Origin of the sequence: Paenibacillus sp. yr247, assembly GCF_900103825.1 — a bacterium.
GTDB lineage: Bacteria > Bacillota > Bacilli > Paenibacillales > NBRC-103111 > Paenibacillus_E.
Genome location: NZ_FNIF01000009.1, coordinates 130,210 through 152,236, shown reverse-complemented (window position 1 = coordinate 152,236; position 22,027 = coordinate 130,210). Strand labels below are relative to the sequence as shown.

Annotated in this window: 23 protein-coding genes; 3 read left to right on the top strand and 20 right to left on the bottom strand. The window is 41.5% G+C overall.

Features of this window, described 5'->3' with window-relative positions:
- Positions 1-335 precede the first annotated feature (335 nt).
- Complete coding sequence (locus tag BLT91_RS17290; RefSeq protein ID WP_090823131.1) at positions 336-611, top strand: hypothetical protein; 276 nt, start codon at positions 336-338, stop codon at positions 609-611.
- A 36-nt stretch (positions 612-647) separates the two neighbouring features.
- Here BLT91_RS17290 and BLT91_RS17285 read toward each other — a convergent pair whose 3' ends face one another.
- The 20 genes from BLT91_RS17285 to BLT91_RS17195 all read right to left on the bottom strand — a co-directional run bounded on the left by BLT91_RS17285 (position 648) and on the right by BLT91_RS17195 (position 18,290).
- Positions 648-1,505, bottom strand: a complete 858-nt coding sequence (locus BLT91_RS17285; protein WP_090823129.1) for a hypothetical protein — start codon at positions 1,503-1,505, stop codon at positions 648-650.
- A 102-nt stretch (positions 1,506-1,607) separates the two neighbouring features.
- Positions 1,608-2,102 (bottom strand): hypothetical protein, encoded by a 495-nt coding sequence (locus BLT91_RS17280; RefSeq protein WP_090823128.1) that lies wholly within the window; start codon positions 2,100-2,102, stop codon positions 1,608-1,610.
- 15 nt (positions 2,103-2,117) lie between these two features.
- A complete protein-coding gene (locus BLT91_RS17275; RefSeq protein ID WP_090823126.1) occupies positions 2,118-2,411 on the bottom strand; it encodes a hypothetical protein in 294 nt (97 codons plus the stop codon).
- 13 nt (positions 2,412-2,424) lie between these two features.
- Positions 2,425-2,802 (bottom strand): hypothetical protein, encoded by a 378-nt coding sequence (locus BLT91_RS17270; RefSeq protein ID WP_090823123.1) that lies wholly within the window; start codon positions 2,800-2,802, stop codon positions 2,425-2,427.
- Positions 2,803-3,089: 287 nt separating this feature from the next.
- Entirely contained in the window at positions 3,090-3,803 is a 714-nt protein-coding gene (locus BLT91_RS17265; protein ID WP_090823121.1) for a hypothetical protein, read from the bottom strand.
- A 280-nt stretch (positions 3,804-4,083) separates the two neighbouring features.
- Positions 4,084-4,404, bottom strand: coding sequence for a hypothetical protein (locus tag BLT91_RS31730; RefSeq protein WP_175532364.1), 321 nt, complete (start codon positions 4,402-4,404; stop codon positions 4,084-4,086).
- Between the two features lie 199 nt (positions 4,405-4,603).
- Positions 4,604-5,254 (bottom strand): recombinase zinc ribbon domain-containing protein, encoded by a 651-nt coding sequence (locus BLT91_RS17260; protein WP_175532363.1) that lies wholly within the window; start codon positions 5,252-5,254, stop codon positions 4,604-4,606.
- Positions 5,235-6,176, bottom strand: coding sequence for a recombinase family protein (locus tag BLT91_RS17255; RefSeq protein WP_090823116.1), 942 nt, complete (start codon positions 6,174-6,176; stop codon positions 5,235-5,237). The genes BLT91_RS17260 and BLT91_RS17255 overlap by 20 nt, the downstream gene beginning before the upstream one ends.
- A complete protein-coding gene (locus BLT91_RS17250; protein WP_090823114.1) occupies positions 6,173-6,400 on the bottom strand; it encodes a hypothetical protein in 228 nt (75 codons plus the stop codon). Before BLT91_RS17250 ends, BLT91_RS17255 begins: the two co-directional genes overlap by 4 nt.
- Before the next feature lie 210 nt (positions 6,401-6,610).
- Entirely contained in the window at positions 6,611-7,195 is a 585-nt protein-coding gene (locus tag BLT91_RS17245) for a recombinase family protein (protein WP_090823112.1), read from the bottom strand.
- A 271-nt stretch (positions 7,196-7,466) separates the two neighbouring features.
- Positions 7,467-7,904, bottom strand: a complete 438-nt coding sequence (locus BLT91_RS17240; protein WP_090823110.1) for a hypothetical protein — start codon at positions 7,902-7,904, stop codon at positions 7,467-7,469.
- Complete coding sequence (locus tag BLT91_RS17235) at positions 7,859-8,371, bottom strand: hypothetical protein (protein WP_090823108.1); 513 nt, start codon at positions 8,369-8,371, stop codon at positions 7,859-7,861. The genes BLT91_RS17240 and BLT91_RS17235 overlap by 46 nt, the downstream gene beginning before the upstream one ends.
- Positions 8,372-8,803: 432 nt before the next feature.
- The gene (locus BLT91_RS17230; protein ID WP_175532361.1) at positions 8,804-9,217 is read right to left on the bottom strand and encodes a toprim domain-containing protein; all 414 of its coding nucleotides are present in this window, start codon (positions 9,215-9,217) and stop codon (positions 8,804-8,806) included.
- On the bottom strand, positions 9,207-9,446 hold the full coding sequence (locus tag BLT91_RS33900; protein WP_368086816.1) for a tetratricopeptide repeat protein: 240 nt from the start codon (positions 9,444-9,446) through the stop codon (positions 9,207-9,209). The genes BLT91_RS17230 and BLT91_RS33900 overlap by 11 nt, the downstream gene beginning before the upstream one ends.
- A gap of 29 nt (positions 9,447-9,475) precedes the next feature.
- Positions 9,476-9,697, bottom strand: coding sequence for a YodC family protein (locus BLT91_RS33895; RefSeq protein ID WP_368086815.1), 222 nt, complete (start codon positions 9,695-9,697; stop codon positions 9,476-9,478).
- Between the two features lie 122 nt (positions 9,698-9,819).
- Positions 9,820-10,776 (bottom strand): DNA adenine methylase, encoded by a 957-nt coding sequence (locus BLT91_RS17220; RefSeq protein ID WP_090823104.1) that lies wholly within the window; start codon positions 10,774-10,776, stop codon positions 9,820-9,822.
- A 973-nt stretch (positions 10,777-11,749) separates the two neighbouring features.
- A complete protein-coding gene (locus BLT91_RS17210) occupies positions 11,750-13,366 on the bottom strand; it encodes a type I restriction-modification system subunit M (protein WP_090823099.1) in 1,617 nt (538 codons plus the stop codon).
- 18 nt (positions 13,367-13,384) lie between these two features.
- Entirely contained in the window at positions 13,385-14,608 is a 1,224-nt protein-coding gene (locus BLT91_RS30755) for a restriction endonuclease subunit S (RefSeq protein ID WP_217635236.1), read from the bottom strand.
- Positions 14,609-14,650: 42 nt separating this feature from the next.
- Positions 14,651-17,707, bottom strand: coding sequence for a type I restriction endonuclease subunit R, EcoR124 family (locus BLT91_RS17200; protein ID WP_090823097.1), 3,057 nt, complete (start codon positions 17,705-17,707; stop codon positions 14,651-14,653).
- A gap of 4 nt (positions 17,708-17,711) precedes the next feature.
- Complete coding sequence (locus BLT91_RS17195; protein WP_090823094.1) at positions 17,712-18,290, bottom strand: restriction endonuclease subunit S; 579 nt, start codon at positions 18,288-18,290, stop codon at positions 17,712-17,714.
- Between the two features lie 1,330 nt (positions 18,291-19,620).
- On the opposite strand from BLT91_RS17195, the gene BLT91_RS17190 reads away from it, so the two are divergent.
- Positions 19,621-21,249, top strand: a complete 1,629-nt coding sequence (locus BLT91_RS17190; RefSeq protein WP_090823093.1) for a DUF4209 domain-containing protein — start codon at positions 19,621-19,623, stop codon at positions 21,247-21,249.
- Positions 21,250-21,338: 89 nt separating this feature from the next.
- The gene (locus BLT91_RS17185) at positions 21,339-21,977 is read left to right on the top strand and encodes a hypothetical protein (RefSeq protein ID WP_090823091.1); all 639 of its coding nucleotides are present in this window, start codon (positions 21,339-21,341) and stop codon (positions 21,975-21,977) included.
- Positions 21,978-22,027: the final 50 nt, after the last annotated feature.

The window sequence follows — 22,027 nt, the reverse complement described above, 5'->3', positions numbered from 1 at the left end:
CGAATTTTTTATCATAAAGCCGTTCGTATCCTCCCCCTAAAACAAATAAAGCCCTATTAGTGGGATTGTCCTCCTGAATACGTCTGCCATGCAAACATATCCTTATCGGATCATTCCACCCATAGGGCTTGTCTCTTCATAGTCAAGCTCTTCCTTGTCAATCAGTTACAAGGCGAGCAAATAAATAGGTACAGTTTTAGTCTAGCATAGTTGATTCACAATCTCTACAGTCATACTCAAAAAATATTTATTAGATAACAGTCGTTATTTATAGTCAATACCAAAGTAAGATGATATGATTATAACTAAATATTTTTATGTGAGGGGCCGGGTCAGTGAAACCAGACGAATATATGAAAAAAAGTGTTTGTGCGATAAAAGCTGGCCAACCCATGGTAGTCACTTTAAAAGATGGAACCACTGTCAAAGGTGGATTTGTAGCAAGGAGAACATCATTTCGGCAAATGCCCCGTTGGGCACTCATCGAAAAGATTTCCCATGAGAATGAAAAAGTACATTATATCTCTGAGGAGTCAATCGAGGATGTAAGCTTAGAACCATACGGTAAACCGATCTTAATCGTGCAACAATCCAAAAAAGTCGACTCTTAAGACAAGTGATATAGCGACCGGCGAAACCGGTCTTTTTTATTCATTCTTGCTTCGCTTCAAAAACTCGATGTACTTATCACTCTTAATGATAATCTCTGTTGTCTGACGATCCTGGTATTCATTTTTTCGAAGAACCCCATAGATTAAGATATCCTTCCCCTTCAACTTCTCCTCTGACAATGTAAAGTGTTTAAAATGCTTGTCAAAGATAACGATGGTAAAAGGAACATCGTTTACCTTTTCCAAACGGACAAACCAAACCTTATCTCTGCGAAGAAAATCTTGGACCCTGCCATAAACAAAATACCCCACATCACGGATTGATTGATCGTTCCATAACATGAAATGTGCACGTTCTTGACTTAACACCATCTTAGAGATCGGCATTTTTCTTCCATTACCGATGGAAAAGTATATCGTTGACAGCTGGTCAGGCTCATAGGTTACAAGAAGTTTAACAATACTTTTAAGCGAGCTGATTGAACTTGGATTCTCATTTTTTTCTTTGGTCTTAATCTTGTCTGGATCCTGCTCTTCTTGCTGACCTTCTCGTTCTGTTTTCTTCTTTTCATAGTCGGGGTCCAGCCCTCTCATGTTTAGAGAAATGAGCGTTTTCTTTACTGTTGACTCCAGGACATCAACCTGATATTCGGTAACCTTCTCGATTGCTTCAACAATATCAAGCGGAGAATAAAATCCGCATGTAGCACTATGCTTAGTATCTTGAGTTTTGCCGACAGTCTTAAAATGTGAAGATGCTTTTTCTGATTTAGGCACAAAAATAAGGGGTGCCCGGCAGGATTTGTCCATACAGAGGATTTCAAAGCCATGGATTGATTCCTGGTATTCATCTGCACTGACTAATTTGCCGCTCGGAAGAAAAGCAGTCCGCATAATTAAAGTCTCCTTTCATATAAATGAAATCCACGGTTTATTTCCTCGTGCCGTCACAACAAATTAAAAGCAACTTATGATCGCAGCTCTCTTAGCCGTAATCTACAAGTTGCTGTAAGCTGCATTATGATCTCTCCAATGGACAGGTCTTGGGTGAGGTACCCAGAGCTCTCCTTTATTCGTAACGAGACCATATTGCCCATATTCTTCTTCATCCACGATCCAGACGATGTGATGTCGCATTTCCTTTTGCGTTAAGTTTAAAGGCTCATGAATTGGCGCTGGCGACTTCCGCACAAATGGACTCCAGCCCCAAACAAGATCCGTATTCTCTACAGTGTTGGCCGAACTTTTATTGATGACCCAAGTACCAAAACCGAGCTTCTCATTAACATACCAAACCATATCACCACGTACCGGTTCACACGGAGTCATCCAAGGATAACCTTGATATATGGCTTGATCTTTTCCGCTTTGCTGCCAGTCATCACTATCTGTGAAATATTTTTTATAGGTATTTACTTCCTCCGGAGAGAAAAGATCAGCAAGTCCTAGGCGTTTCTGACGCTGAGTGGGAAATTGATAGATTTTAGCCACAGCATGTCCTCCCTCTTAAGAATTGCTTTGATAAAACACTAAAACAAAATACGGCAAAATGATGAATAGTATAGTAAGGAATACCATTCCCCAGGAAGTTGTCATCCAAAACTTAGCGACAACCAGATTTTTTCTGATCTTGGCCAGACGATAAAAAAAATAGAACATCAGGCAGCACACTGCCGTACACAATACCCCATACTTCTGAAGGATATGTAGAAAGTTCATAAGCCAAGCGTCAATCGCATTGGGATCTGGCGTGCTAAACCAATCTCCACCTCCGCCGGTGGCTGGGAGTTTCTGTTCCAATGGTATCCCTCCCTTACATATCGCTATGAAGCATAGAGCTTTTTGTCTGTATATTCTGAATGACACCATCAGCGAACAGAAAGTGAATACTTCCCGAGATCATTCGTGTTGTCAGAAGCTTGGTTTCAATGATATCAAGTGCAAACTCGAGATTGCCCTCATCAATTCCATCCTTGAAGTGATTAAGGTAAACTTTTCCTCGTTCATACCGCGGACTTTCCGATGTGATGCGTTCGACACGCGGCACTCGTACGCGAGGAGAAAAATGAAGAACGATCGTCCCTTCATTCTGAGCACTATTGCTGATGGTTATAAACGGGCAGTCGTTTGTGATTAGTGCCTTGACCAGATCCATAGTCTGATCAATACAAAGTTGTTGCTGTGGTATCATATAAATCCCTCCTATAAAAAATATCATAATATCATTTATTTATAATATTACGATTTTAAACTTGTATTTTCAATATATTGGATGACAATGCTAATTGTCAATATATTCTTAGGTAATTTTTTACTATCTTTTTACAAAATAACGCAAAATACGTCAAAATAGTAGGTAATATGACATATTTCGACCAGATCATTTATACCATATTACATGATTGTAAGGAATACCCAATATAAAAACTTTAGGTAAAAAGTCATGGTTGGGAATACGTGCGATTCCCAACCTGACCATCATGCGGAAATGAGAGCTTGCTGTTGAGGCCAAACTGCAATGGTTTCCCTAGCTCCCGATGGGGAAACAAGAACTTGTATAGAAATTTTATCTCCAGGCTGATGGCGAGTGAATTTCGCATGGGATAGATGGTAGGAATGCTCCCCATTTGAGACCATTGCAAAATCCTCACCAAACTTTTGAATGATCTCCCCTTCAAAGAAGTGCAGGCCTGGTTTGTCGAGTGAAGATGCTGTGAGCATAGTGACTTCACTCTCTGGAAACCATGATCCTTGCTCCAATTCAGGCTCTTCGACGAATGGAATATCGAATTCCCCGGTTTCCGTTTGGAGTAAGGTCTCGCCCTCGGGTATTACTTCATTCGCAGTGTTAACCCCGAGTTTTGTGAGAAATAACATAGATACATCATTAAGTGCTGCAACCTGCAACTCATCAGGCGGTTTAACCGGAACTGTTTCTCCAATATCCCACCTATCCAATGCCTCGAATTCATGAAGATGGCTGGATTGAGGTTGCGTTACCGTAGGATTCGATCGTACCCCCTGCAAACTGAGTTGCTGATTGAGCCACTCAATTTCACGAAGCATCGTCGTCTCCCTCTCTCCGAAGCTCACGGCCTTACTTTCAAGAAATGAAATATCAGCCTTTGCCTTTTGCCATAGCGTTAAAAATAAAAACGCTGAGGCAATAGCACCTAATAGTGTGATCAGCATACAATCCCTCCTCTTCAAAGTCCCATACAAAAAAGCCCTGTCAGGTAGGGATGTCTTCGTGGAACATAGTCTGTCCATTTATCCAACAGGAAAAATAGACAGACTATATCCAGATACATACCACCCAATAGGGCTTATCTCTTCGGCATCAGGCTACTTCTTGAACTATATAAATATAGAACAAGTGAGCAAATAGAACTAGTTACAAGTCGAGTATACCATAAGACCTATGAATCGACAATCCATTAAATTTAATCGTTACATAAAGAAATATCGAATGCTAGAATAAAGAGAGAGGTTCCGGCATGTGTTCAGGAGGGATGAGCAATGAAGCCGGGCATTCATCGTGGTAATTCTCTTCTAGTGAAGTGAAGAGCTTTAGCCCATAACCGATCCCTTGTTCAACTGTCCAGCCACTGGGCAAAGGTATTTGCCTCCCACGCGTATAGATAGATCCAAACTTTCGGGGAGCGAACACACCTGAGCTGTCACATTGGAACCACGGAAATCGAAACAAATCCTCATTGGACACGCCAAGTCCGTGGAACAGCTGCTCATTGAAAAGTCGGAATAATGTCCCTAATCGCCGCTTCCTCCGCATTTTGTTACAAAAGAGCAGCCCTCCCACCCCAACTATAGTAGGATCATGTTTCTGAATCAGTTCTTTTAATTTCCTGTAACGGCTGTTGATATTCCAGACAGAATCTGTATACCCGGTTATTTTTTACCCACATAATATGTGGACACTACGCACTCCACATGTATGGAGTGCTTAATATTGACGTGATACAGGGGGCGAATTACGCCCCCGCTGACAACGGATTTCCAAAGTTATAGTGGATAACAATTCCACCATCCAGCTCAATTTCAATACGATCAATCAAACGCTGAAGCACTTCGCGAAGGACTTCTTCGCCATCAATCTGCAACTCCGTAAATCGCCTAACTTCTTCCCTGAATCTCTGCATGATACGCTCATTGGCTTCACCCTGACTCAGAACCGCCTCCAAGATTGCTGCCCTTGCTTTCAAAGCTTGCTGCTCATCCTTTAAAGCAGTATTGCTCATCTGGAACGTATCATCGTCGATCATTTTACGAGTCATGGCGCGAACCAATTCCAACTGCTCTTGTTGAAGCTGCTGCATTTTCTTCTTGATCGATTTCAATTCAGTAAGAGCGTGATTCGATTTTTCATTCGCCTTTTTAAGCGCCTTCTCCACCAGCGAGTCCCGATCCAGTGCGTTCCCCGACAACTGGCGCAAATCCGCTAAAACAGACTCTTTTAACTCATCATGCCGGATGAAATGGGAAGGGCATCCCTTACTGCCACGCTTTTGATAGGTAGCACACACATACCCTTCTCGATCATTCTTATAATTCATGCCCTTACCGCAATGAGCGCAGTATGCAAGGCGAGCAAAAAGCGACTTTTTACCCCGACCACAAAACATCGCCCTCGATTTGAATGCTACCTTCTCTTGTAGCAGTGAACTCTTCGCGGGAAATAATCGGGGAATGCGCATTCTCCACGACAAACCATTTACTTTCATCATTCTGATGACGAAGCTTGTACCCTTTCTCCTGATGAAACAGTTTATTGTCCCTGTCTACACTGGAGCGCCCCTGAACCAAATCTCCCGTATAATGACGGTTCTGAAGAATGATCTTGACCGCTGTCTCATGCCAAATGGTTCCGGCATTCTTGGCTCCAATCAACATCCTCGGTGAGGGGATCTTTTTATCGGTTAAGTAATTGGCGATCTTTTGCCAACCCCAGCCTTCATGCAGATACAATCGATAAATGAGTCGAACCGTTTCCGCATGTTGCGGATTTGGAACCAGCTTTCCTTTTACTTTATCATAACCGTATGGCGGAGTGCCGTGGAATACACCGTTTCTCGATTTTTCCGCAATTCCGAATTTTACCCGAACCGAAGCGCTTTCGCTTTCTTGTTGAGCAAACAGGGAGTACATTTGCAGTCTCATTTCGTTCACGTCTTCAAACGAATTATAGTTATCATCCACAGTAATTAAAACAACTCCATAGCTCTTTAACTTGCGAACAAGCGTAATCGAGTCTACGGTATCTCTTGCCAAACGCGAAAGCGACTTCACAAGCACAACATCAAACTTGCCTTGTTCTGCGTCCTGCATCAGTAGTTGTAGCTGAGTTCGTTTCGCCGTACTGGTTCCCGTAATGCCTTCATCAGCATAAATACCAGCGAGCTCCCAGCCCTTTTGCTGAATGTAATTTTCAAAGAACGATTTCTGATTTTCCAAGCTATCCTTTTGACTTAACATTGTGGTACTAACCCTTGCATAGACGCCGCTTTTCGTATTGGTACTAGACCTTGCATAGGTGCCACTTCTCATATCGATTCCGCCCCTTCGGTGTGGAGTGTATGAGACGTGACAGTATTCGCTTGTGTTGCATGATAGATCGCTTCAACTATGTTGTCAACTTTACTCTGTAACACGGATTGAAGAACCTCGTTTAGCGGTCGATCACCAACAAACTTGCGCGTAATCTTGCAAACTGGAGAATCCTGAACAGAGCTACTCGTGACACAATCACCTACAGAAATACCTGATACCATGTGCGACCACCTACAACAAATGACTCGGAGATTAACTCCTGTCTACTTGTAAAAATGATCAGTAAACAACTCTTGAATGCGAAAAAATTATCCGCCTAGAACTGTAATCTCCTAAAAATGCTCAAAAAAATGCCAGCTAAGCTATGCAAGACGTATTAGTGATCACGCCTTGCAGCCCAACTGGAAATTTAGAAATGATATCGCAAATTTTTAATAAATACTCTTCGATGAAGCTTGCTTTCTCAACGCCCTATACAGCACCGACTCTGTAACGCCCGTCACGTCTCTGATTTCTTTAAGGCTATGCGTCTTGGACTCGTAAAGTTTGATTGCTTTGACTACTTTACTCTTATCCGTAGGCTTCCTGCCGCCAACCCGCCCTCTGGATCTGGCCGAAGCAATGCCCTCCTTCACGCGATCCCTAATCATATTGCGTTCAAACTCGCTGATGGATGCCATAACGGACAAAATCAATTTGCCAGTTGAGGTTGAGAAATCGATGGACTCTTTCAAACTGATATACGTGATGCCGCGCTGCTGCCAGTCGTTAATAATGTTCAACAAGTCTGTGGTCGTCCGGCTTAACCGGGATAGGCTCTCTGTGATCACAACATCGCCCTCCCGAAGCCTTTGTTGCAACGCATCAAATCCGGGACGTTCCAACGTAGCGCCTGTCATTTTATCCATGAACAAGTTCTCGTCTCGAACACCGTTCTTATGCAATTCATCAGTTTGCCGATCCAAGTTTTGCTCCACCGAGCTTACTCGCGCATATCCAAACAGCTCGCTGCTCATCGCTAAACATTCCTTTCGTCTATATTTCAGCCGTTGCCGATACCTACGTTCGAGAACAACGAGAACCTTTATGGCACAGCCGAAAAAGAGGTTAGCGGCAATTTGATTACGGCGATAGTTTAGGCAGAGCCTGAACCCCCAAGAAGCCTATACTTTACGCCGTACTGAATACCCACCGCATACTACAGTTTGAGGCAAGCCCAGGCGAGAGAAATGCCCCCGCAGGCTCTACCGAAACCTGGAGGGGCTGAAAGGGATTTCCGAAAACCTACTATTCGTAAAGGGCAATCGACTTGATATGAAGCAGCGGGACATGAACAAATTCATGCATGCGATACAAGTCTGGAAGCATGATGCTGCCAAAGCTCATCGGATTGACCCAATCCGCCGCAACCATCGCCTCGGCATGCCAAGGGCTTGTGTTTAGCCACTTGGCTACTGTCGCCTGATTGAGCGTAGTTACCAGCTTTTTCACCGCTCCGTTTTCGATATACACTAGCTTCACTCGATGCTGCTGCAGATAATTCGCAATCGATGCGGCGTAGTTGGCAACCGTGTACATCGGGATAACAACAGCCTTGTTATGGATATGGATGCTGCTTCTGGACAGCCTGAAGCCGTCCTTATCCGGGACTGCCTTCACAACCTCGAAGGTTCCATTCTTTAACTCTTCAAAGCTGATGGAGAAGGGTACTTCAAACCGATCCAACGGTTTCTTCTTATCCGCAGGCGATAGCCGAGGATATAGAGCGGACAGCACCTCTGCACTCTTGGTTGCGAAGAAACGCTCCGCTCCGTTCCATTTCTCGTCCGGGCTTCAACATAACAAAGTCCCGTACGAAGCATGTAATAGTGAAGCAACGATTCCTTGTTTGTCTTCTCCGTACCCATCGGTAGCATTAACCCTTCCTGTCTAAGCTCCCCTACCGTAAAAGCGGAGATTGCCTGATCCAACGTGCAGCCGTTCATTTGAATATCGCTCAGATCAACCGAGCGAAATGTCGGTGCAGGTTTGTTGAAAGTCAGAAGATAGCCACCATATTCTCCCCGGCTGTCAAGGGCATGGTGTAAGCTTTTGCGGATGAATGCTGCGGTCGGCGTATCCAACATACGCCTGCTTGTCCTGTTCAGTTCGAAACATCGTAAAACCTCCCTGTTTTCGGTATCACTGAACATACCGCTTTCTCTCCTTCGAACTCGCTCAACGTAAAAGATTTGCCATGATTGGAGCTCCATCTTTCCTCATAGCGAGAAGGTTCGATAAGTTGAGCCTGTCCCGTCACCTAATAATCACCTGAACCGTAACGGTCGAACTCCCGATTTATCGACATTCCATGAAGTCCCTGCCAAATGCCCCGTTATCGGTTCTTTAACTTTTAAGTTTTTCGCTTCCGTTTTTGTCGCGGCGACCGGGATTCCGCAAGAAAAAATGCCCAAAAAGTCGGGCACGTTAAAGTTTTAGCAATTTTCTTTGAGTTTTTACTTTAAGTTTTTGTTGCCGCAAAGCAGGTTTGTGACAACAACTCCACCTTCGAACAGGTAAAGTCTCGTTAGTGGCATGGTCATCAAGGCGAACAGGGAACTGGCAACACCAGTGGACAACTCACCTCAAAACGGCATGTCGCTAATTTGTTTCATCATCGCAAGAAAGGCAATGGCTTGTTCCGCTTTCGACCGACTTTCCCTGTAGGCTTCACCAAAATCTTTAAAGCCTCGAAGGTACTCCGCCGGGCCAACAAGCGTTTTGGGCAAGATCGGGATCACATTCAGATGTCGAAGCTCCCAGCTCACCTTTTCTGTCGCTTTCCTACCGTCTTCATCGAAGTCGAACAACAGCATCAGGCGAAGGTCGGCGTTTCGAGCGATATTCACCTGTTCAATCAGCTTGCCGACAGAGAAGATGCCATTGGTCGCTACAGCATCTACCCCAAAGCTCTTTAGCAAAATCGCATCTAGCGCCGACTCTACGCAGAATACCGGGACTTCGCGGATCGCTTCCTTAAACGCCTTGCTATTGAACATCTGCACCTTCCGTCTTATCCAACTTGTCAGAATAAAACATGATCGCCTTCTTATAGCTTTGAATACCTTCATCATCACTTGTCTCTGCCAATTGCTTTAAAACAATTTCCATCGCTTCACTGAACGCATTCTGATTAAATCGAACCATCGCATAAAAGACTTGATACTCTCTATGATCTGGATATACACTAATCGCTTCTTCGAATATTAACTTTGCTTCGTCATACATCCCTAATGTTCGGTAAGTACTTCCTAGCCCTAAAAATGCGCCTTGTCCTCTTCTGTCAACTCTAATTCGAGTGCTCTCTTGTAATAAGGAAATGCTTCCCTCTCTAGTTCCATTACATCATGAATCCATGCACACTGATACCAGACCGATGGATTTAGTGGTTCTTGATTGATTAATTCAAGTAACAAGAGTCTGGCCTCTTCTAGTTTTCCTATCTCTCTTAAGTTAATAGCTCCTTCTAGATCTTTCATAGTTATCCTTCCTTACGCCCTATGTTAATTTCATCTAACGACTTTTGCGATCTTCTTAAATAATGAATGAATTAGCGAAGTAATGATGCTATCGCCCGTTTAAATCGCCGCGATTGACCCGACTAGAAATTCATGTATACATACAACGGTGCTACCGGACGCGTCCGCTTACCTGTTTCATCCTGCATCGCCTTTCGGGAAGCATACTTTGTCCGTATCGTTTTGAAGTTGAATCCCAAACCCGTATACAGCTTATGGATCTGATCGTTCTGACTGTTCAGCACCATTGCCTTGCCCTTGATACTCGCCAATAAACGAGCAAGATTACGATGATCCTTGAGGGAAAAGCCATCCTCGTAATAATCGGTTCCATCATAATACGGCGGGTCAGCCAGAATAAGCACTTCCGGTTTGTCGCTGTACGCTTTGATCACCTTACGGAAATCCCGGTTCAACAGTTCGACCGATTGCAACCGCTTAGACACGGCATAGAAACGCTCGCACTCTTTATAGTAAAACTTACCAAAATTCCGCCCATCGGATGCGTTCGTTCGAAAACCCGTACTGCTCTTTGAAGAAGCAAGGAACCCCGCACGACTCAAATAATAAAACCTTGCTGCCCGCTCTACCGAATCGTCGGGAATAGGGGAGGACAGCATGTCCTTGTAGACCACTTCCGCATAGGGCAGCCTAGTACAGGCGTGATACAACGCCAGCGGGTCGGTTTGAATAACCGTGAAGAAGTTGACCACATCTTCATGAATATCGTTATAAACTTCCTTCTTTACAGGAACCTTCTGAAGCAAAATACTCGCTGTGTTCCCGAACGGCTCCACATAGACGCTATGCTCCGGCATCAACTCAATGATGCGTCTTGCCAGCTTGTTCTTACCACCAATAGATGTGATGACTGAACGGTTATCCTGTTGCGAAGTGAAGTTGCTATCCAGCTTCTCATCGACCAGCCTGCTGAATACTTCGGTGATACTGTCGGTTCCGTAAAGCTTCATCAGCGTTTCTAGCTTGCTTGTCGCCATCCAGAAGGATAGCTTTTGCCGTTGTTCCTTAACCTTCTTCATAGGCACCTCATGTTCGCCACATTCAAACTACTGCATATAAAGGCTTGCTACCCCGGACAGGACAACTGCCTGACGGTACAAATTGTTCCGAATCGGGGGCGATTTTTGCATCTAAAAATACCCGTCGGGAAAAGCTGTTTTCATAGGGAATTCAGGCTTCTGAACCGGCAATTTGGGGCAGGCTCCATGAAAAAATGAGACATTTGCATGTTTTTGCCCTTCAAACATCAACTGATGTGAGTCGTGGTCATTTACGATCCTGCCGATTACAATTAACTCGTGTTTTCTCTCTACGATTGACAACCATGGGGTACTGCACATCAAAATATACACCATAATGCCGCTAAACCTTGCCACTTCTGACCTTTTTCCTTCTCGGACTGCCAAAATTGTATGACAAAAAAATCAAAAATTCAACACCTGATATATGATAGAAGCCTTGGCGCGAGGGAAGGAGAGAGCGGAGTTTTAGCGCAACTCGACTGAACGACTACGGAGCAGAAACAGAGAAAAACCTTATCCATCAAGGCTTTCCGCATGCAAGCGACTTCCGGCGCGAAGTTCCAACTCTATACTACAATGTGCGGGCTAGCACTACTTCCAATCAGTACACTCTCAGTCTTGAAGTACAGCTATTGATTTATTAAATGCCCTTTCTTATTCAGCCAATCTAAAAGAGTGCTCCTTTTTATAGGGATACCTATTTATTTTATTAGCCCCAAACAGAAGAAGGAACTCTAGCGTTCTATCGCTATTTTTAGCAGTCAGCCGATGCCACTTCCCGACCGATTTGTTCCACTTCCCTAGTAAAAATCAAAAGCGGCTCCCAGTAGAGAGCCGCATAAACGAATGGGGAGCGGTTGATCTGCAACCTATTTACGGTGAAGAAGCAATGTTTATTTCCATACACAGTTCCCACGCGCTCGTGAAAAGAGCCAAGGTTTAAATTCTCCTTAGCTCTTTTCTAACACTATTATTTACCTAAAAGACTGATAAATTTGCTCAGTTCTTCTTTGGATTCGTCACTTGTCCCATTCAACTCATTCAATAACCTAAACAAGTTATCATATGAATTCGCAATTTCTGATCTAACTTCTACTAACTCTTGAGCCACTTGTGAAAGTGAAATACCTTCTTCTTCTTCAAACGTGTTGACATAACGTGGAATGTTCAAATTGTAATCATTTTTTTTGATTTCATCCAAAGATGCCACATGGGCATATTTCTCAACATTTTTACGGTTACAGTATGTTTCGATAATTTTGTTGATGTTTTCAGGAGAGAGCTTGTTTTGGTTCTTGCCTTTTTTAAACTCATTTGAAGCATCGATAAACAAAATTTCTTTATTCTTGCGGGCTTCACGACCTTTGAACACTAGCACACATGTTGGGATACTTGTCCCATAGAACAAATTAGCTGGCAATCCTATAACAGTATCTAAAAGATTGTTGTCGATAATATTCTTACGGATTTTACCTTCAGATGCACCACGGAAGAGTACACCATGTGGCAATACGATAGCCATTGTTCCAGCTTTATCTAAATGGTAAAGTCCATGAAGAACAAAGGCATAATCTGCCTTAGAAGCTGGTGCTACACCATAACCCTTGAAACGTGTATCTTTTTCTCGGTCAACATTTTTTATATCCCAGTTTTGAGAATATGGGGGGTTAGCCACAACTGCGTCGAACTTCAAAGGAATTTGTGTGCCATCTTTTTCAGCAAATGGCCAGTCAGCATCAAGTGTGTCTGCGCGTTTCAACTCCATATTGCGATAGTTAACCCCATGCATCAACAAGTTCATGCGAGCCAAGTTATAAGTCGTTGTATTCATCTCTTGGCCGTAAAACTCAACGCTCCCTTCTTCATCACCATTTGGCAATTCTTTTTGAACTGTTAAAAGAAGTGAACCCGATCCCATTGTAGGGTCATATACGCGAAACTGATCACCAGTACCAGCTGCATCAACCGTGACAATTTTTGCAAGGACTTGACTAACTTCATGAGGTGTATAGAATTCCCCGCCTTTTTTACCAGCATTGGCAGCAAACTGCCCAATCAAATACTCGTACACGTCACCCAAAATGTCACGTCCTGTATCGTCCTTGAAATTGAACTCGTTAATCATCAAAACGATATCATTCAAGGCCTTCGCACGTTCGTTTGTACTTGAGCCAAGGCGTGTATCCCCGAGGTTAACATCTGAGAATACGTTTGCAAAGTCAGCTTCTGCGACTGCGTTCCGTTTGGCGTTTGTATTGAATGAGTCAAACATGTCTTGGAAGTCACTAGCTTTGATTTTGTGATTTTCAATTTTTGATACGATTTTTTCCCAAGTGTAGACTGGATCAATCGCATATCCGATACCTTTACTAATCTCCTCGAGGTAATCTTCCTTTTCAGTATCATCTGTCACTTCGTAATACTCTTCCAGATCATTGTCTTTCAAGTATTCATCTTGATTTTCTGATAAGTAGCGATAGAACATAAATGGCAAAATATAATTCTTGTACTCACTTGCATCCATTGTCCCACGAAGTTTATTAGCCATTTCCCATAGCTTGGATGTAATATCTGTTGCATTACTCATTTGTGTAATCTCCTTTTCTTATACAAACATTTGTTGAAGCAGTGATTCCTTCAAATTTTTAAGCGAATTTAACTCACGCTGCTGAAGAGCGATAGTGTCGTTGAGTTGATCAAAGAAATTACCAATTTGGAGCTGTTCCTCCTTGCCTGGCAATAAAATTTTCAAACTCAATAAATATTCCGGGCTAACTGATTGGCGTTCGTACACAGTACCTTGTTGATAACGTAATGAATACCGAATAAAGTCTTGTCGTGTGACGAACATTTCGACATAGCTTGGAAATGCTAACTTGTCATTTACTTCGAACGTCACATAGATTGGGCTGAACACCGCTTTTCCATAACTATTTCGTGAAATCGCACCAAACTTCAGGTTAGCAGGATTATAGACGATATCATTTAGCTCAGTGGCTTTATACTTTTTAGCAGCTTTATCACCCACAACAAGCTGTTCTCGTTCGTAACGTTCTGTTTTAGGTGTAACACCTTTCTCAACAGTGAATGATACTAGTGGATAATCCTTGTTTTGTGGATGCTGAACATTACGTTCAGTTAGCACGTCACTCAACTTACGCTGTTCCCAAGCATCCGTAAATCCTGCAAAGCGAATTTCAGGAACATCGGCTCCATCTTTCGGAAACATTTTTTGAAGCAGGCCCTTTTTCGTATCCTTCAACAGTTCTAACTTACGCTGATGAAGGGAGATGAGGTTGTCGAGTTGATTGAAGAACGAATTGATTTTGATTTGTTCAGGAACAGAAGGAATAAGACACGAAACTTTGGAAAACGAATCCCAATACAGCCTTTTTCTGAAATCCGTGACCCCATAAGAAAAATTATCTATCTGGGTAATTATCTCATGCCGCCGCAAGCAATAATCCATAAATGGCGGAAATAATTTTTCATTCGGAATGGCCGTAATATAGGCAGGGCTTACCATTCCTTCTATTTTTGCTACGCCGATCGCTCCTTGCCAAGCACGCATCATGTTGAATACTAGATCGCCGGAACGCACACCTTTATACAAGGATTTATCTTCACTTCTGCGAACTTCCTTACCCAATGTACTGCTGTCTAATTCACCGTTTGAAATACCGTGATGAATGGAAACCGAAAGAATTTGTAAAGAATTATTACCTCTTTCGTTTCTTTCCGTGTAAATCTCCCCCAACTTACGCTGTTCCCAAGCGTCAGTATATCCTGCGAATCTAAATTGGGGTGATTTTGTTATGTTATCGCTCATTTCTGATCTCCTTTTTGTAGTCTGTATAATTTCATCACTCGACTACTCATCCTTCTTAATTTCGTCGGCCATTTCGTAAAATGCCTTACGGAATTCAATACGATATCGCACCCAGGACAATTCTACAATCTTTTTATCTGCAATTTCTTTATAATCAGCTCTTGCGTCATTCATAATTGCTGTTAGCTCACCTTGTTTATCCATATCTTCTTGACCTGAACGGTGTTTCTTAATTAAGCTTTCAAGTTCCTTAGGTTTTATGCTGTTATCAAGCCCCCAAGTTCGGATGAAGTTTGTTACAAGTTGAATATTCGTATCCTTTTGTACTTTATCCATAGCTCGGTTCATTTTTTCAACACTTCGAGGTGCTGGATAATTATCAAACTCAAACTCTTTTGTAAAAATCTTAGATACAAAGTTGTGCATCTTAGATTTTTCTCTTTCATTGTCTGACTTGGCAATTTCAAAATGAATTTCATCACGTGTGTTTTTCGCTTTCGACATATCGTTCGCGTGAACTTCGTCAGCCATTCGAGCAATCAAATCAATTAAGTAATCATAATTGATGGTAACATCGTGAATATGAACCATAGAGAGATTGACTTGCGAAATATCAATGTTTTCTCGCTTAGCACGTCGTTCTTTCAATTCACCGGCAATTACAGTTGTTAAAATGACTTCCTGTTCCTCAGTAATACCTAAACGTTCATAGAACTCTTCAGGATTATCATAGGCAGAAACAGGATTTTTGTCATCATCTTCGGTATATTGTTTCAACTGACTAAGCAAGCGGTTATACTCTTTCAAATTCTCAAAGACTTCATCTTGTGCTTGTTCACTCGGCGGTAATTGTACAAAATCATCAGTGAGCGCTGAAAGTTTTTTGATGACTTCTTGCATCTCAGCTTGAACCTTACTAAAGGGTTTTGAAATGATACCAGACTTTTCATTGCCTTCTTTCAAATCTTCAAGTGAAAGTTGTTCGGCTGCAGATTCACGATTTGAATAGATAGCAAAAGCCTTATTCATTTCATATTCGTTTTGTTCTGGCCAACGATAATTAACGACATTCCCCCAAGGCTTATCAACAAGGTTATGCATTCGGTTTGTACGTGAGTATGCCTGAATCAAGTTCCCACCCTTAAGCGTTCGGTCAATATAGAGGGTATTCATTTCAGGGGCATCAAAACCGGTTAAAAGTTGGTCAACAACGATAACCAAATCTAAATACTTACCATCATCAGCTGTCTTGTTCAACCGTCGTGCTAAGTCTTCTGTGTAGGCTTTAACTGTCGTCATATCAAAAACTGTACCAAACATTGTGTTATAAGCTGTGATAGCCCTATGCAAGTTCTCGTTTGTTTTCAGTTGATGAGTACTATTAGATGTATCTGCCGAAAAGCTCACTGCAACTTTTAATCGTTGATCTATTGGACGATTCGCATTTTCTTCAGCAAATTTATCGAAGTATTCCATCGCTCTTGGTGTACTTGCTTTGTTACCTCCAACGTGGACTGTAAACAAGGCATTATACTTGCGATCATTTGAACGTTTCTTCCAGTTTTCGAAGATGTCGTTCACTACCAATTTCACATGTTCTGGACTATAGTCGTAGACACTACCACGAACATTATCGTCGATATCATCTTCGGTCGGATCTTTAGGAGCCTCGATCGTTTCCTTGAATTCAACGTTAAACCCTAAGACGTTTTTATCTGCAATAGCTTCCTTGATGGTGTAAGCATGTAGAATATCACCAAAAATTTCTCGTGTTCCGGGGAATTTTGGTGTCCCGGTATAACCAACCCAAGCAGAATTAGGAATAGCTTTTCGGATCGTTTCAAGCATACCTTCATTTTCAGTACCGTCACCAGTTGAACGGTGGGCTTCATCAACGATAAAAAGAATACTTTCATTAAGTGGCTTGAAGCTATCTCGCGCCACATAACGCGACATCTTTTGAATACTTGTCACAATGATGTTCTTATCGCTCTTCTTCGTTAATTTGCGATGAAGGTCTGAGATATTAGCTGTATCTCCCACCACACCAGTTTTCCCTTCAAATCCCGCAACAGGATCATAGGCTTTATAGGCATCAGCTGTTTGGTTGGTAAGCGCAATACGGTCAACCAAGAAAACAACTTTATCTACATTAGATAGACGACTTGCAAGCCATGCAGTCTTAAAACTTGTGATTGTCTTACCTGAGCCCGTAGTATGCCAAATGTATCCTAACTTACCATCATCATATTTGAAGTCGAATTTTCTAACTTTCTCAAGCACACGCTTTGTGGCATAGACTTGATAAGGACGCATGACTTTGATACTTTCTTTGTTTTTAGTACCGTCTAGTACCATGTAGCGTGTGGCCAAATCATGAGCCATTGGAATAGATAGTACCTTATCCGCAAACGTCTTCCACGAACGAACAGGGCGAGCATCATCTTCGTTTTGCCAGTTAAAAGCAAAAGCTCGGTTAAAGCTTTTGAGTGGCGTATTTGCCATGTAACGAATATCAAACTGCGTCATCGCGATTAGAATCTGCAATGTTGAAAAAATACCACTGTATTGTTTTTCAGCAATATACTGTTCCATCTGGTTCAAGGATTCTGTAGTGCTGTGAAGAGCCTTCTTTAATTCGATTTGAATAATTGGCAAACCATTAATGAGTAAAGTTACATCAAATCGACGGTTAGGCTTACCATCCATAACTTTTGGCCGTTTAATTTGATTTACCACTTGATAAACAGTGTTCCCCCCACCTACTTGGGCTTGGTCGAATACTGTTAAAAACACATGCTTACCATTATCTAGATCAACTTCAATTTCAGAAACACCGTTAACACCATACAAAAATTGTCCCGCATGGTAAGGTGATTCGATACCAGTAATGATTTTTTTTACCTGGTTAAATTCAGTGACCGACAATGGTTCATCTAAACGAGCGCGATTGTTTTGTTCTAGGATCATTTTAAAGTTATCCCAGAGTTGTTCGGTGGTTTTGATGTCTGTTTTATATTCCCATTGTTTTACTCCACCGATTTTAGTCAAATAGTCGATGACTTCATTTTCGAATTCCAACTCCGATTGACTTTTCATTTGATTACTCCCCCTCTAAGGTTTCTTCTATGATTGAGCTTGTAAACTGTCCAATCAAGTCTGCGTATTTGATTAGCTTACTTTGTAGCTTCAATGTTTCTACATAAATAGCACCTATTTTTTGTTGCTCCTCAAGAGGAACAACGGGAATAATAATCTCCTCCAGAGAACGAAGTGGAATTCTTAGAACAGGGCCACTCCCCTGCAACTCCCTTTCTTTTTGTCGCCTCACATCTTTATACGCATTAAATAAGAAAAGAAAATATCTCTTATCAAGTTGTTCTTTATCAAACTCGATTTTCATGAAATTGAGAGACAACACTTTACCAACATTATTTTTACCGACCATCGTTGCAAGTTGTAATGAGTTACTGATAACAACATCACCTTCATTTAACGATGGGTTATTTTGAGATAAAGATTTTTCCGCATCTTTAACAATTACATCCTTATGATTATAATCAGCTTCAAAAGACGACTGATCATAATAATTTATTGCTTGGATTCCAAACTGTTTTTGCGCCCTTGTTGGATTTATACCTGGAACGAATGTTACGAACTCTTTTAATCCTCTTTTCTCCAATTACACCACCTCCAAACTTCGAGCGTAATTTTTTGAAATATTTATATATTACATATTGAATCACCTCGGATTCACTTTGTCAAACGATAATTTGAAATATTTTTATATTTCATATTTTATTCAATAAAATCCTACAGAACTAATTTACAAGGCAAGCTTTTATTTCACTCTTCCGCAAAAAGATTCTCATCCCGCCAAATTGCTAAACCATCTCCGTAAAACTCCACTCCCTCTTAATGTCATTCTGTTTCCACAGACGGCTTCAATAACAAAAAACACGCCCATCACAATCAAATCCAACAGTCTCTAAACGAGAAAAACCCTTGAAACCACCATATTGGGCGATTTTCAAGGGTTCTAAATCTTATATTAACTCTAGCAATGCAGTATGTAGGAGAACGTGCCGCACTAAACTCCACTTTCATGTTGGGGGTGCGGCAAAAGTCATGATTGTTTAGGGCTTTCTTGTCACTTGTAAAAGAAATATAATGCACTTCCATAACGCGACTCATCTATTGAAGTTAAGACGCAAGATTTCAGCCATAAGTCCCCTATACTTTACCAAATGGTTTTACTCTTCTTCGTAGTGGCTCTTCGCTAATACAATATGGGGGGATTAACAATAATTAGGCTAATAGCGCGACTTAACACGGAGTCTTTGCGGACATGAGGCCCCACGAAAGCTATGATAGGTAAGGATCCCGCATTGCTATCTAGCTTATCATGCCCGCTTCTCCATATATCTGCTCTCTCATTTAAGGACTGATATCTAAACTGCTTTCTCACTAACAACTGACATCTAATTCGCTCTGTACGCCGCTTCCCCCTGCAACTTGGACATGCTTCTACGGTAATAATAAAGGGATTTTAGAGCCACCGGATTCCAACCCGCAAACCTCAATACACCTTACCTATATCCATGCTACACTCTCAACATGTATGGTTTGCTTGTCTTACTACTTTCTTAAGCGAATCTGTCACTTCTCATTTCGAACCATCAATATTACTGACTCCACATGTGTGGAATATACAGAGTGGCAAAGTACGTTGTGCCCCTAACCCTTGATGGAAAACCATGGAAATGATATGGTTTCTTATAATAGCATTTAGCAGAAGGAGTATTGGAGGATAATGTATGGCTCAATTAAACAATACCATAACCAAAGCAGATTTCGATCAGATACCTTGGTAAGACCTATTAAATCTATCCGAAAAAAAGGAGTGCAGCTTTTATTACTCACTTTTCTTTGAAAAAGCCAAGGAAACAGAACCTAGAAATCCAAAAGAGCAAGAGGTCTACAGCCTCTTAGGATGCATTACTTCCTTACATATGAACCTTGATAAGCCAGAGCAACCATTTCAACCTTTTATTATTTTACAAAACTCTCGTAGTGCTGCCATTGAAGATTTTAGCGATGAGCAGTTAAGTCTTCTTAAAGAATTAGTTCCTGAAATATCTGACCCCGAACTTAAGGCGAGAATCGCGGATGTTATCTGGACAACTAAGCGAGATCATCCGATGGCAAAAATTGCAGTTGAAAGCTATCTAAAATCATTTGAGAAGCTGCTTGATCCTGACCACTGGCCACAATGTATTGAAAGAATAGAGCGAGCTACCCAGTTAGCTGTACTATTAGGTAGAAAGAACACACCGTATACTCAAACTATCGAATTAATTGAACGAACACTTGTTAAATATGACGATGAAGACCCTTTATTTCTTTCTTCAAGTCTAATGGAAATCTTACTCGAACAACGTAAAGGTGATGCGGAAAAATATGCACAATTAGCGCCTAAATTAGCTAGAAGGTCAGAGGAAGAGGGTAATTGGCACAAAGCTCGAACTTACTGGGACTTGAGTTCACGATGGAATACACAAACTCAGAACAACGAAGAAAAGAGGAGCAGCCTACTTTCCCTAGCAGAGACATACGTTAAGGAATCGGAGGAAGCAATATCAAAGGATCACCCAAGCTATATGTTGGCTTCAGGATACCTCCAGCAAGCTATTGAAGCATTCAGACGAATCGGAGGTACAGGTGATCGTGTCGCTGAACTTCATAGAACGCTCCTAATGTACCAGAAACAATCAATATCAGAGATGGGCACTATATCGTCTGATTCAATTGATTTGAGTAAGCATCAAGAAGATGCCAGAAATAAAGTGAAAGAAAAAATGATTTATGACGCACTATTCACATTAGCCACACTAGGTTCCTCCCCATCAGTTGTTGAGCTACGGAAGCAAGTCGAAGATTCAAAAGGTCGTTTCAGATTGTCACATTTGGTTACAAATGTCGCTGTTAATGAAATGGGTAAGGTAACCGAACGTCAACCATCAATGCTTTCTACTGACCCGAAGGAATTAGAAGCTGCAATTAAAGTGGAAATGTATAAACAAGCAATTTATTATCAACAATTACAAACTCAAGGAGTAATTGATCCTGCCAGAAGACAAATTCTTTTGGAGCATAATATCAGAGTTCGTGATTTTGAGGCCATTGTCTCCAATAACCCTTTTATACCTGAGGGACGAGAACAGATTTATGCACATGGACTACATGCAGGTTTATATGGGGATATGATGGTTAGCATTCATTTACTCATTCCTCAACTAGAAAATTCCATTAGATGTATTCTTTCTCAAAATGATGTAATAGTATCCACTATAGATGCAGATGGGGTTCAAGATGAACGTAATCTTAACTCGTTACTATTTTCACCTGATCTTTCTTCACTTTTAGGAGAGGATACTGTCTTTGATATGCAAGGTTTATTAGTCGAACGATTTGGTTCTAATCTTAGAAATAAAGTTGCACATGGACTAGTTAGTTATGGAGGTTTGTACTCTTTGCAAGCTGAATATCTTTGGTGGCTTATTCTAAAATTTTGCTGCATTTATAAGTTAATTGAGCTTGAATATCAAAAATCGACTGTTGCTGAACAAGAAGTCACTTAAGACAGCAAACGATTTTGTTCTAACATTTGTTAGTCAACGAGAGCACAGGCTCTCTTCTTACATTCACCATGAGAAAAGGAGTCAATTCAGTGATCATTATTCTCCTGCTTGTAGTTATTGTTATCCTATTGTTTGGAGCTTCGGCTGTGAAAAGTGCGGTATCTAAGTTGTTTTTATTTATGCTTGCATTAGTTTGCATACCTATATTTATGGTAGTCTTGGGCACTGTTCCATGGTATGTCCTCATCCCGGCCATTATCTTATTTATTGTGTTTGTAGCGTATACATCAAAAAAAACAAAGCAAGCTGAGCCAGATGCGACAATCAGCTTACTCCCGGTTGGAAAATACGGATATGTAAAGATTCAACAAGAAGATAGGTATGTGGTTTTACTGCCGACTGAAGCTGCATGTTTGGTTTACAAGTGGGAAGAAGTAAAAAGGTACTCCTCAGAAGGGCAGTTATATAAGACCTCTCATGGTACGACATTTCGAGTAGTCCAAGCAGGGGAAATGTGTGAGTATGACCCAATTCTCACGAAATCACTGATAAATAAAGGGATGCCTTTTTTCGTAGAGATACGACAATTCAATAAATATAGCATTCAAACCAATCACTGTCTTCATCTAAACCCAATGGCTGTACTCAACCTTGAGCGATGGTTGGAAAACGCAGTGAAAACAGAACCGCTTGTACGTAATTATTTACAAGGTGTTTTAGATTCTTGATTGCCTCTTGGGAGTCGAATGGCTCCTTTTTTGTATCGTCATGGCACTTA